Origin of the sequence: Streptomyces sp. AP-93, assembly GCF_022808175.1 — a bacterium.
Classification (GTDB): domain Bacteria; phylum Actinomycetota; class Actinomycetes; order Streptomycetales; family Streptomycetaceae; genus Streptomyces.
The window spans coordinates 309356-321626 of the sequence record NZ_JALGBX010000005.1; the positions used below are offsets into that span (position 1 = coordinate 309356).

The 12271-nt window shown below is 72.6% G+C and carries 11 protein-coding genes and 1 pseudogene; 6 read left to right on the plus strand and 6 right to left on the minus strand.

Going from position 1 to position 12271, the window contains the following annotated elements:
• Positions 1 to 30 precede the first annotated feature (30 nt).
• On the plus strand, positions 31 to 1359 hold the full coding sequence (locus MTF69_RS11195; RefSeq protein ID WP_243333106.1) for a GDSL-type esterase/lipase family protein: 1329 nt from the start codon (positions 31 to 33) through the stop codon (positions 1357 to 1359).
• 27 nt (positions 1360 to 1386) lie between these two features.
• Positions 1387 to 2835 carry an argininosuccinate synthase gene (gene argG, locus MTF69_RS11200; protein ID WP_243333108.1) on the plus strand — a complete coding sequence of 483 codons (1449 nt, stop codon included), beginning with the start codon at positions 1387 to 1389 and terminating at the stop codon, positions 2833 to 2835.
• An 80-nt stretch (positions 2836 to 2915) separates the two neighbouring features.
• Here argG and MTF69_RS11205 read toward each other — a convergent pair whose 3' ends face one another.
• Positions 2916 to 3188: a DeoR family transcriptional regulator gene (locus MTF69_RS11205; protein WP_243333110.1), complete on the minus strand. Its 273-nt coding sequence runs from the start codon at positions 3186 to 3188 to the stop codon at positions 2916 to 2918.
• Between the two features lie 186 nt (positions 3189 to 3374).
• Here MTF69_RS11205 and MTF69_RS11210 point away from each other — a divergent pair, with 186 nt between their 5' ends.
• Positions 3375 to 4151, plus strand: a complete 777-nt coding sequence (locus tag MTF69_RS11210; protein ID WP_243333112.1) for a GntR family transcriptional regulator — start codon at positions 3375 to 3377, stop codon at positions 4149 to 4151.
• Positions 4152 to 4156: 5 nt separating this feature from the next.
• On the opposite strand, the gene MTF69_RS11215 is transcribed toward MTF69_RS11210, so the two are convergent.
• The gene (locus MTF69_RS11215) at positions 4157 to 4723 is read right to left on the minus strand and encodes a GNAT family N-acetyltransferase (protein WP_243333113.1); all 567 of its coding nucleotides are present in this window, start codon (positions 4721 to 4723) and stop codon (positions 4157 to 4159) included.
• Between the two features lie 58 nt (positions 4724 to 4781).
• On the opposite strand from MTF69_RS11215, the gene MTF69_RS11220 reads away from it, so the two are divergent.
• Positions 4782 to 5135, plus strand: a complete 354-nt coding sequence (locus MTF69_RS11220; RefSeq protein WP_243333115.1) for a VOC family protein — start codon at positions 4782 to 4784, stop codon at positions 5133 to 5135.
• A gap of 32 nt (positions 5136 to 5167) precedes the next feature.
• Here the strand turns inward: MTF69_RS11220 and MTF69_RS11225 are convergent, their stop codons facing one another.
• From MTF69_RS11225 to MTF69_RS11240, 4 genes and pseudogenes are all read right to left on the minus strand, one after another.
• Entirely contained in the window at positions 5168 to 6514 is a 1347-nt protein-coding gene (locus tag MTF69_RS11225) for an MFS transporter (RefSeq protein WP_243333117.1), read from the minus strand.
• 94 nt (positions 6515 to 6608) lie between these two features.
• Positions 6609 to 7211: an RNA 2',3'-cyclic phosphodiesterase gene (thpR, locus tag MTF69_RS11230; protein WP_243333262.1), complete on the minus strand. Its 603-nt coding sequence runs from the start codon at positions 7209 to 7211 to the stop codon at positions 6609 to 6611.
• Positions 7212 to 7298: 87 nt separating this feature from the next.
• Positions 7299 to 7787: an isochorismatase family protein gene (locus MTF69_RS11235; protein ID WP_374322727.1), complete on the minus strand. Its 489-nt coding sequence runs from the start codon at positions 7785 to 7787 to the stop codon at positions 7299 to 7301.
• 8 nt (positions 7788 to 7795) lie between these two features.
• Positions 7796 to 8745: pseudogene (locus MTF69_RS11240) on the minus strand (GlxA family transcriptional regulator).
• A gap of 139 nt (positions 8746 to 8884) precedes the next feature.
• Between MTF69_RS11240 and MTF69_RS11245 the strand changes: the two are divergent.
• Both MTF69_RS11245 and MTF69_RS11250 read left to right on the plus strand, forming a co-directional pair.
• The gene (locus tag MTF69_RS11245; RefSeq protein ID WP_243333121.1) at positions 8885 to 9595 is read left to right on the plus strand and encodes an MBL fold metallo-hydrolase; all 711 of its coding nucleotides are present in this window, start codon (positions 8885 to 8887) and stop codon (positions 9593 to 9595) included.
• A 123-nt stretch (positions 9596 to 9718) separates the two neighbouring features.
• Positions 9719 to 12247 (plus strand): discoidin domain-containing protein, encoded by a 2529-nt coding sequence (locus MTF69_RS11250; RefSeq protein WP_243333123.1) that lies wholly within the window; start codon positions 9719 to 9721, stop codon positions 12245 to 12247.
• Positions 12248 to 12271 lie beyond the last annotated feature (24 nt).

Here is a 12271-nt window from a genome sequence, read left to right on the forward strand (position 1 = left end):
CGTAACCCCGACCATCACGAGGCTGAGGCGATGACCACCGACCACGACTGGATCACCACGCCCGTCACCGAGGACCTCCTGCGCGGCGCCCTCGACGTGGAACGCACCGCGCACGGCCTGCTGCCCCACCGGCTGCCCGCCCGGGCCCGCCCGCAGATCCCCGACGACCAGCTGGCCACCGCCGAGGCCCGCCCGTCCGGCGTGCGCCTGGCCTTCCGTACCCGGGCCACCGTCATCGAACTGGACGCCCTGCCCACCAAGAGGGCCTACCGCGGCTTCCCGGCCTCGCCGGACGGCGCCTACGACCTCGTGATCGACGGCGTGCTCACGGCCCGGGCCACAGTGCCCGGAGGCAGGGTCCGCACCCTCGACCTGGCCACCCAGGCCGTCGAACTCGAAGAGGGGCCGCCCGGCACCGCCCGCTTCGCGGGTCTGCCCGCGCGCGACAAGGACGTCGAGATCTGGCTCCCGCACACCGAGATCACCGAGCTGATCGTCCTGCGCACCGACGCCCCGGTCACGCCGGCGCAGGAGAGCGGGCGCAGGGTGTGGCTGCACCACGGCAGCTCCATCAGCCACGGCTCGAACGCGGAGCGTCCGACCGGCACCTGGCCGGCCCTGGCCGCGGCGCAGGGGGCGGTGGACCTGGTCAACATGGGATTCTCCGGCAGCGCCCTGCTCGACCCCTTCACCGCCCGCGCGATGCGCGACACCCCCGCCGACCTGATCAGCGTCAAGATCGGCATCAACATCGTCAACCTGGACGTGATGCGGCTGCGCGCCTTCGCCCCCGCCGTCCACGGCTTCCTCGACACCCTCCGCGAGGGTCATCCGGCCACTCCGCTCCTGGTCGTTTCGCCCCTCCTGTGCCCGATCCAGGAAGACACCCCCGGGCCCCTCGCCACCGATTTCAGTACCGGGACCCTGCGCTTCAAGGCGCTGGGCGACCCGGCCGAACGGGCCGCCGGGCGACTGACGCTGGGCGTCATCCGGGAAGTGCTGGCCGGGGTGGTCGCGCAGCGGGCGGCCGAGGACCTGCACCTGCACTACCTCGACGGCCGCGACCTCTACGGCGCCACGGACCACGCGGAGCTGCCGCTGCCGGACGACCTGCACCCCGACTCCGCGGGCCACGTACGGATCGCCGGGAACTTCGCCCGCCACGCCTTCGCCGCCGGGGGCCCCTTCGCCGCCGTGCCCCCCCTTCGCCGCCGCGACCGGCTGAAACCGCCTGCGGCGTCCGGCCGGTGCAGCCCCCTCGGGTGCCCCGCCGGACTCGCCGCCGACCCGGCCGCGCGCCACACTGACGGCACGCCCGTCCAGTGCCCGGAAGCTTCACCGGCCCGCCATTTTGCATGAACATGCATCATCGCGCATACTCATCCCATGTCAAAGGTTCTCACCTCCCTGCCCACCGGCGAGCGCGTCGGTATCGCCTTCTCCGGCGGCCTCGACACCTCCGTCGCCGTCGCCTGGATGCGCGACAAGGGTGCCGTCCCCTGCACCTACACCGCCGACATCGGCCAGTACGACGAGCCCGACATCGCGTCGGTGCCCGCGCGCGCCACGGCGTACGGCGCCGAGATCGCGCGCCTCGTCGACTGCCGTGCGGCGCTCGTGGAGGAGGGCCTGGCGGCTCTCGCCTGCGGTGCGTTCCACATCCGCTCCGGCGGCCGCGCCTACTTCAACACGACGCCGCTCGGCCGCGCCGTGACCGGCACGCTGCTGGTCCGCGCGATGCTGGAGGACGACGTACAGATCTGGGGCGACGGGTCGACCTTCAAGGGCAATGACATCGAGCGGTTCTACCGCTACGGCCTGCTCGCCAACCCGCACCTGCGCATCTACAAGCCGTGGCTCGACGCCGACTTCGTCACCGAGCTCGGTGGCCGCAAGGAGATGTCGGAGTGGCTGCTCGCTCACGAGCTGCCCTACCGCGACAGCACCGAGAAGGCCTACTCCACCGACGCCAACATCTGGGGCGCCACCCACGAGGCGAAGACCCTGGAGCACCTCGACACCGGTGTCGAGACCGTCGACCCGATCATGGGCGTCCGGTTCTGGGACCCCTCGGTCGAGATCGCCACCGAGGACGTGACCATCGGCTTCGCGCAGGGCCGCCCGGTCACGATCAACGGCAAGGAGTTCGCCTCCGCCGTCGACCTGGTCATGGAGGCGAACGCCATCGGCGGCCGCCACGGCCTGGGCATGTCGGACCAGATCGAGAACCGCATCATCGAGGCGAAGAGCCGCGGCATCTACGAGGCTCCGGGCCTGGCCCTGCTGCACGCCGCGTACGAGCGCCTCGTCAACGCGATCCACAACGAGGACACCGTCGCCCAGTACCACAACGAGGGCCGGCGCCTCGGTCGCCTCATGTACGAGGGCCGCTGGCTGGACCCGCAGGCGCTGATGATCCGCGAGTCGCTGCAGCGCTGGGTGGGTACGGCGATCACCGGCGAGGTGACGCTGCGACTGCGGCGCGGCGAGGACTACTCGATCCTGAACACCACGGGCCCCGCGTTCAGCTACCACCCGGACAAGCTCTCCATGGAGCGCACCGAGGACTCGGCGTTCGGCCCGGTGGACCGCATCGGCCAGCTCACCATGCGCAACCTCGACATCGCCGACTCCCGCGCGAAGCTGGAGCAGTATGCCGGCCTCGGCATCGTCGGTACGACCCACCCTGCCCTGATCGGCGCCGTCGAGGCGCCGGGATCGGGCCTGATCGGCGCCATGCCCGAGGGCGGCGCCGAGGCCATCGCCTCCCGTGGCGAGGTCTCCGGCGACGACGAGCTGCTGGACCGTGCCGCGATGGAGTTCGGCACCGACTAATCGGTACCAGCAGGATGTGAAGCGCCGCCCGTGGTCCCCGCAGGGACCGCGGGCGGCGTTCTGTTTGGCCGGGAGGCCGGTCAGGAGGCCGTGGTCATCCAGGGGGCGACCGCGCCACCGCGGACCCGGCGCACCTCGCCCCGGGAGCCCAGCAGCCGGAGGTCGCGGTGGATGGTCATCGCGCTGACGTCCAGTTCGCGGACGAGGCGTTCGAGGGAGACGTACCCCTCGCGGCAGGCCGTCTCGACGATGTGGCGCTGCCGGGAAGCTGCGGTCAGCTTGCCCGTCGCCAGGCTGATCCGGCGCACGTGATCACTCGCGGCCGTCTCCCCGGAGTCCCGTCGGCTGCTCATCCCGTGCGCTTCCTTCCGTCTGCGTATGGACCAGATGTAGACCAAAAATAGACCACCAGGTGGGTGCGGAACGTGGTCGAAGGTCCCGTGATTCCAGGCCCCTGGACCGGATCGGCCCGAACGGGACTCGTCCTTCTGGTCCATTCCTGGTACAGGCTCGGGCCCGCCGAGGTGAATACTGGAGGGGTGAATCAGCCTCTCGACCTGCGGCCCGTCCTGCGGGACGGGTCGCGGCCCGTCCACGTGCAGGCGCGCGACGCGCTCGCCACCGCGCTCGCCGCCGCCGCCCTCGCTCCCGGAACGCGCCTCCCCTCCGAGCGCCACCTCTGCGAGCGCCTCGGCGTCAGCCGGGTCACGCTCCGCAAAGCGCTGCACGCGCTACAGGAAGAGGGGCGGGTCGGATCGGCGGAACGGGCGGGCTGGCACGTCGCGGCCGGGGCCGGGCCCGCCCCGGCCTTCGAGCACACCTCGGAGCTGATCGGCGGGCTCAACGAGTACGGCCGCCGGCTCGGGTTCACCCCGACCGCGCGCGTCGTCGCCGCCAGGCTGCGCCCGGCGGACTTCGAGGAGGCGGACACCCTCCAGGTGCTGCCCGGGGCGGAGATCCTCGAGCTGGACCGGGTACGGCTCTTCGACGAGGCGGTCATGTGCCACGCCGTCACCCTCGTCCCGGCCGAGCGCGCCCCGGGCATCGGCGAGGCCGACTACACCACCGCTTCGCTGTACACCGAGCTCACCGCACGCGGCGTCGTCCCTACCCGCGCGAGCTACGCCGTCCACTCCGCCCTCGTCCCGCCGGACGAGGCCCCCCTGCTCGACCTGTCCGAGGGCTCTCCCGTCCTGCACATCGAGCAGCTCACCTACGACCAGCTCGGCCGCCCCTGCGAGTACAACCGCGTCGTCTACCGCGCCGACCGCTACCGCTTCCACGCCACCCTGGCGGCCGGTCCGGGACGGGACTGAGCGCCTTAGGCCGCCGAGCGCCGTACGTGCAGGTGGCCGTCGAGCGGGAAGGCGGGCGGCGCGGCCGGCAGGATCCCGTGGAACCCGTAGCCGGCCTTCTCCGCGACCCGGCAGGACGCCGAATTGTCCACCTGGTGGAGGAGTTCGAGCCGCTCCAGACCCTGGGCCCGGAAGACGTCGAGGGACCAGGCGGTGACGACCTCCAGGGCGCGCGGAGCGACCCCCTGCCCACGGGCCGAAGCCGCGGTCCAGTACCCGACCTCGGCGGAGGCCTTGCCGGGGGAGAGCTCCTTCACCACCACGCTGCCCACCAGCCGTTCCTGCGGCGCTCCGGGCGCGGCCTTCAGAACGGCGAAGCCGAGCCGCTCGCCCGCCGCCCACCCCCGCTCCTGGTCACGCACCCAACGCAGCCCGTCCTCCTCGCTGTCCACCCGAGAAGTCGCCCACCGGCGCAGCCCGGGGTCCCGGTGGATCTCGACGAGCGCGGCAACGTCCGCCGCCCGCCAGGGGCGAAGGGCGAGGGCGGGAGCGGTGGTTGTCGCGGCAGCCGTGAGCGTGATGTGAGGGGGCACGGGCAGATCTTATGAGTCGCCCCCGCTGAACGGGCCGCCGTCCTGGCAGGATCGGGGCATGGAACGTGTGCTGGGAATCGGTGGGTATTTCATGCGGGCGGCAGATCCGGCGGCCCTGGGCGCGTGGTACCGCGACTGCCTGGGGCTGGACTCGGACGAGCACGGTCTGTGGCGTCAGGGAGCCGGACCGACGGTGTTCGCGCCGTTCGAGTCCGGGACCGACTACTTCGGTTCCCCCGCCCAGCAAACCATGCTCAACTTCCGGGTCCGCGACCTGGACGCGATGCTCGCGCAGTTGCGCGCCAAGGGGGCCGACGTGGCGCCGGAGACCCAGGACATGGCCGGTGTCGGCCGGTTCGGCTGGGTCACCGACCCCGAGGGCAACCGGATCGAGCTCTGGCAGCCCGCCTGATCACGCCTTCACGCGGTCCCTCACGCGGTCCCTCAGGCGGTGGCCGTCGCGGCCGGCTCACGGGTGGCCGCTGCCGGGGATACCTCAGGCGCGGGTACGGGTGCCGGCGACGGCTGGGCCGCGTACACGGCCTCCGCCGGGAGGTGGCGTTCCAGCCGGGTCAGGGCGAGTGCCGCGCCGAGCGCGGCGACGGTCAGGAAGGCCCAGGGCAGGCGGCCGTCGAGCGCGAGCAGCCCCGTGAAGAGGGACGGGGCCAGCGCGGTGGCCAGGGAGTACGACAGCTGGTAGGTGGCGAGGTAGCGGCCGCGTACGGCCTCGGGCGCGGCCGAGACCGACAGGGCGCCGCCCGAGGGACTGTGGACCAGCTCGCCGACCGTGTAGACCACCACGATGACCAGCAGGGCGACCAGCGTCGCGGTCTGTCCGGGCCGGACCGTGCCGAGCACGATCTGCCCCACGAAGGCGGCGGCGAAGAGCAGCGCCCCGAGCGCCGCGGCGCGGGTGCGGCGGGCTCCGGAACGGCGGACCCGGCTCGCGATCAGGACGCCGATCCCCGCGCAGAGGGCGGTGTTGACGGTGAAGGCCGCACCGGTGAGGGAGTCGGGTCCGTGCAGCCACGTGGTGATGTAGAGCGGGAAGAGGACGGACAGCGCCGAGTATCCGAGCGCGGTCAGGAAGTTGGCGGCGGTCAGGCCCAGGAAGGGCCGGTCGGCGAGCACCATCCGGTAGCCGGCCGGCGGACGCTTGGCCGTGCCGGGTGCGCCGTCCGTGCCGGGCTCGCCGTTCGCGTGGCCCCGTAGCGGCTTCACGCGGCTGACGAGCAGTCCGGCGAGCGCGAAGGCCAGCGCGTTGCCCCAGGCGGTGTAGGTGAACCCGTCCGTGCCCCACAGGGCCAGTACCCCGGAGACGGCCAGGGCGCCGGCGCCCATGCCCGCGTTCTGCAGGGCCCGGATGGAGGCCTGGAGCCGGTCGCGGGCGCCGCCCCGGGCCACTTCCCCGATGAGCGACTGCTGCACGATGGAGAAGGACCGGTCGGCGAGGGCCGTGACCAGTGCGACGGCGGCGAAGGCGGGGAGCGACCCGGCGAACGGATAGAGGGCGAAGCCGAGTGCCCGGACCGCGTAGAGCAGCAGGTTGACCTTCCTGGCCCCGAACCGGTCGACGGCCGAGCCGGCGAGCGGCATGACCGCGAGTCCGGCCAGGCCGGTCGCCGTCAGCACGATGCCGACGAGGGCGAAGGAGAGGCCGGTGACGTGGTGGAAGAAGACGAGCGAGAAGGGGATGTACATCCCGATCCCGATCGCGCTGATGCCCACTCCGAGGAGCAGCGACCGTTCGCCCGCCACCCGTTCCTCGCGCATGCGCATGCCCTTGACCACGTCGATCTCTCCCCCGAATAGATTGCTGGAAAGTAGCTTATCGCTAAGATGCTTTGGGTCAAGGGGGTTTCCTCGCGGCCGCGGGCGGAGCCGGCTACTCGCCGCCCGGGGCCTCTGCGCCGCCGAGGTTCCACGCCTCGATGTCGCGGTAGTGGATCGGTCCCGGGCCACGGCCGATGTTGCTGCCGACCAGGTGCAAGCGCTCCGTCCGCCAGCGGCGCCCCGTGAACCCGGTGAGTCCGGCAGCGGCCTCCACGGCCGAGGAGGCGTCGTTCCGGCGGGCCCGCGCCAGCGTCAGATGGGGGCGCAGCGGCCGGTCTTCGAAGGGGATGCCGCAGTCCTTGACCACGGCGCGCACCTCGGCGGCGAGCCGGTGCAGCCCGTCGAGATCCCCGTCGATCCCGCTCCAGAGCACCCGCTCGCCGAAGTGCCCGCCCCCGCGCAGGGCCAGGCGTACGGGACTGCGCGCCGCCGCCAGCTCCGCGAGCGGCGGCCGCAGGAGGGGGACGGCCTCGACCGGCAGCTCACCGAGGAACGCCAGGGTGATGTGCCAGTCCTCGATGCGGTTCCACCGCATGTGCGGGTACGCGGCGTAGGCGGGGCCCAGTTCGCGCGCGAGTTCCTCCTTCGCGTCGTCGGGCGGGGCGAGCGCGATGAACACGCGAAGGGTCGTCGCGGGCCGGGTCTGTTCGTTCACATCGTTCACAGGAGACTTCGTACAGTCCTTCGGGCGGTCCGGTCGTTCCACGGGTCGACGGGTCGACGGGTCGACGGTTCGACGTGGTCAGGTGTAGTCCGCCGTGTTGTGCACGTCCCCGAACCGGGGAAAGATCCGCTCCACGGTGAACTCGTGCTCGTCGGCGGCGAAACCGGACATGGCGTCGGCGACGAACTCCAGCTCGTAGCCGTGGTCGCTCGCGGCCCGCGCCGTGGACTCGACCCCCATCGTGGTGACCAGTCCCGCGAGCACCAGCGTCTCCACGCCCATCCCGCGGAGCCGCTCGTCCAGCCCGGTGCCGTGGAAGGCGCCGACGGTGTGCTTGACGATCAGGACGTCGCCCGGCTGTTCCAGCCCGTCGGCGAAGCCGCTGCCCGGCGGCTGCTCCGCGACCCCCGGCCGGTCCACTCGGACGAGCACCACCGGGCGCCCGTCCGCCCTGAAGGCCTCGGCCAGCCGGAGGCAGCGGGCCAGTACCTCTTCACCGGAGTGCGGGGCGACAGGCAGGCCGATGATGCGGGGCATCAGGTCGATGAGGATCAGCGCGGAGGTCACGGGAACGATCATAGGACAGGGGCCCTGCCGGCGCCGGGGCCGTCGCACCAGGGCGTGCTCGTGAAGGAACGGCGGTAGGAGCGCGGCGGAACTCCCCTGCGCCGCACGAACTGTTCGCGCAGGACCGCCGCGCTGCCGTAGCCGACCCGGCGGGCGATCTCCTCGACGGGCAGGTCCGTGCTCTCCAGGAGTTCCTCGGCGCTGCTCAGGCGCAGGTTCCGCAGCCAGGCATGCGGGGTGGTGCCGGTCGCGGCGGTGAAGCGGCGGGCGAAGGAGCGCTTGCTCATCACGCGGCCCGGCGGGCCAGCTCCGTCACGGGAAGCGGCTCGTGGAGGTGCTCGCGGGCCCAGGCGAGCACCTCGGAGAGCCGCTCGTCCCGGCAGTCCTCGGGGACGGGCGCCGCGACGTACTGGGCCTGCCCGCCGTCGCGGTGCGAGGGCAGCACCATGTCCCGGGCGACGGCGTTGGCCATCGCCGCCCCGTGCTCCCGCCTCAGCAGGTGCAGGCACAGATCGAAGCCGGCGGCGGCTCCCGCACCCGTGACGATCCTGCCTTCGTCGATGTAGAGGGCGTCCGGTTCGACGGCGACGCCCGGATGGCGGTGGGCCAGCAGCTCGGCGAACCGCCAGTGCGTGGTGGCCCGCAGCCCGTCGAGCAGCCCGGCCTCGGCGAGCGCGAAGGTGCCGACGCAGTGGGCCGCGAGCAGGGCGCCGCCCCCGTACGCGCAGACCAGCGCGTCGAGTACCGCCGGACCGGGCGGTGTACGGAAACCGGCCCCCGGCAGAGCGATCACCAGATCGGCGGCGGCCAGCCGGTCGAGGCCGTGCTCGATCGCGAGCGGCACGCCGATGTCGGTGGGGACCGGCCCGGGCCGCTCGGCGCACAGGGCGAAGCCGAAGCCGGGCAGCCCCTGCCCGTGCGGGCCGAAGACCTCGGTGACGATCCCGACGGCGAGCATGCCGACACCGGGCGGGACGTACGCGGCGACGGTCGTGAAAGGGGACACGGGGGCAGTCTGCCACCAGTGGCACGAATCCTGCGATCACTGGCATGTGTGCCACTCGTACGCTCCCCACCGGCGCGGAAGGATGACAGCCATGACGAAGACGACGACAGACATCGCGGCGCGCACGACGGCGCGCACGACGGCGCACACCACGGCTCACGCCACGTCGGCCGGTGCGGCAGACGCCAAGGTCACCCCGCAGGATCTCCGCACCGACGCACCGCTCGGCCGCAGCGCCGTCTACAAGGTCCTGACCACCGGCTACGTCGGCTCCACCGGCCCCGGGGTCGCCGCCACCGTCTCCTACGTATCCGATGCCGGCCGGCACCTCATCTTCGACCCGGGCATGGTGGCGAGCCACGCGGACATCCTCGGCCCGCTCGCGGAACTGGGGCTGGGCCCCGAGGACATCACCGACGTGGTGCTCAGCCACCACCACCCGGACAACACCATGAACGTGGGCCTGTTCGGCCGGGCCCGGGTGCACGACCACAAGGTGGAGTACCAGGGCGACCAGTGGACGAACCGGGACGCGGAGGGCTACGACCTCACCCCCTCCCTGCGCCTGATCCGTACCCCCGGGCACAGCCACGAGGACATCACCCTGCTGGCCGGAACGGACTCGGGCGTGGTGGCCTTCGCCGGTGACCTGTGGTGGCACGCGGAGGGCCCCGCCGACGACCCGGTCGCCCCGGACCGCGAGGTGCTGCGCGCCTCCCGGCTGCGGGTGCTCGCCGCGGCGGACCTGATCGTGCCCGGCCACGGAGGCCCGTTCGCCGCCGGCGGCACCGTGCCGCTCTAGGCAATCCCTCCCGGATCGCGCCGGTGGATGCTGTTTTGCGTCAACTCTCCGCTCATTTAGGAGAGTTGCTGCCACCCTGACCTATCTTCCATGGGGCATACCGGTTCGCCCCAGGAGGTCAGATTGCAGTCCAGGCGCTTCCTCGCCCCACCCCGCGCGCTGCGCCGGTCCAGGCTGCTGCTCATAGCCTTCGGTCTCGGCGCGCTGCTGATCGGCTTCACGCCGTGGCTCGGGGTCGCGAGCCCAGCACCCACCCCCGCGCCCATCGAGGAGCAGGCGGCGCAGCAGTCGCCGCACCATGGCATCGCGCCGGCGAACGCCATGGAGCCGACGGCCCCCGTCCTCGACCGGACCGGGTGGACGGCCGCGGCGAGCGACGAGGAGACGGCCGGCGAGAACGGCCGCGCGGCCAACGTCCTCGACGGTGACACCGGCACCCTCTGGCACAGCAAGTGGTCGGGCACCGCAGCCCCCTTGCCGCACAGCATCACCATCGACATGCACCGCACGGCGGTCGTCTCGGCGCTCGTCTACACCCCGCGCACCAACGGGGCCAACGGACGCGTCGGCGAGTACACCCTCAGCGTCAGCGCGGACGGAGCGACCTGGACGGCCCCGGTCGCAAGCGGCACCCTCGCGGACGACGGCAGTGCCAAGACGCTCGGGTTCGCCCCGCAGGGGGCCCGGTTCGTACGGCTGACGGCGCTCACCGAGGCGGGCGGCCGCGGCCCGTGGACCTCCGCCGCCGAGATCAGCCTGCTGGGCGACCCCGGCACCCCGGAGGCCACCGTGGACCTGGCCCGGACCGGATGGACGGCCGCGGCGAGCGACGAGGAGACGCTCCGCGAGAACGGCCGCGCCGCGGGCGTCCTCGACGGCGACACCAGCACCCTCTGGCACAGCAGGTGGTCGGGCACCCCGGTGCCCCTGCCGCACAGCATCACCATCGACATGCACCGCACGGCCGCGGTCTCGGCACTCGTCTACCACCCCCGTACGAACGGCCCCAACGGCCGGGCGGGCGCCTACACCGTCACCACCAGCACCGACGGCACCGCCTTCGGCACACCGGTGGCCGCGGGCACGTGGCGCGACGACGACACCGTCAAGACCGCCACCTTCACCCGCAGCGCGAACGCCCGCTTCGTACGGCTGACCGTGACCACCGAGGCCGGCGCCCGCGGCCCGTGGACCTCCGCCGCCGAGATCCGCCTGAGCGGGCCGGCGAGCCCCGCCGTCCACGGATCCTGGGGCCGGATCACCGGCTTCCCCCTGGTCCCCGTGGCCACCGCCGTCCTGCCGGGGGACAAGCTGCTGGCCTGGTCCGCGTATGCGGTGGACCGCTTCGGCGGCAGCAACGGATACACCCAGACCGCGATCCTCGACCTGAAGACGGGCAAGGTCACCCAGCGCCGCATCGACAACACCGGGCACGACATGTTCTGCCCGGGCATAGCCATGCTGGCCGACGGCCGCGTGCTGGTCACCGGGGGCAGCAACGCGGAGAAGGCCAGCATCTACGACCCCGCCACCGACGACTGGTCCGCGGCCGGCAACATGAACATCCCCCGCGGCTACCAGTCCATGACCCTGCTCTCCACCGGCGAGGCCTTCGTCCTGGGCGGATCCTGGAGCGGACCCGCGGGGGACAAGGCCGGCGAGGCCTGGTCGCCGGAGACCGGAACCTGGCGAGGGCTCCCGGGCGTTCCCGCCCTCCAGGCGTCCACGGCCGACCCGGCCGGACCCTACCGCGCCGACAACCACATGTGGCTGCACGCCACTTCGGGCGGCAAGGTGCTGCAACTGGGCCCGAGCAAGCAGATGAACTGGATCTCGACCACCGGTGCGGGCAGCATCACCCCCGCCGGCACCCGGGCCGACAGCGCCGACGCCATGACGGGCAACGCCGTCGCCTACGACATCGGCAAACTGCTCACCCTGGGCGGCTCGCCCGCCTACCAGGACACCCCCGCCACGCGCCGCGCCTACACCGTCAGCATCACGGGCAGCCAGGTCGAAACCGCCCGCACCGGAGACATGGAGTACGCCAGGGCCTTCGCCAACAGCGTGGTCCTGCCCGACGGCAAGGTGATCGCCTTCGGCGGACAGAGCCGCCCGGTCCCCTTCAGCGACGCCACCTCGGTCCTGACCCCCGAACTGTGGGACCCCTCGACCGGCGCCTTCACCCCGCTCGCCACCATGGCCGTCCCGCGCAACTACCACAGCGTGGCCAACCTGTTGCCGGACGGGCGGGTCTTCTCCGGCGGCGGAGGCCTCTGCGGCGACTGCGCCACCAACCATCCCGACGGGGCGGTCTTCACACCGCCGTACCTCCTCAACCCGGACGGATCGCCGAAACCGCGCCCCGAGATCACGGGAGGCGTCCCCACCAGCACGCACCCCGGCACCTCCCTCACGCTCTCCACCTCCACCCCGGCCGCATCCTTCGTCCTGATGCGGGCCGCTGCCGCGACCCACTCCACCGACAACGACCAGCGCCGCGTCCCCCTCGCCTCCACGGCCACGGGAACCGGCACCTACACGGTGTCCATACCCGCCGACCCGGGCGTGGTCCTGCCGGGCACCTACATGCTCTTCGCCCTCGACACCCAAGGAACACCGAGCACAGCCCGGTTCCTCACCATCTCCTGACCCTCACCCGCACACGCCGCCCCG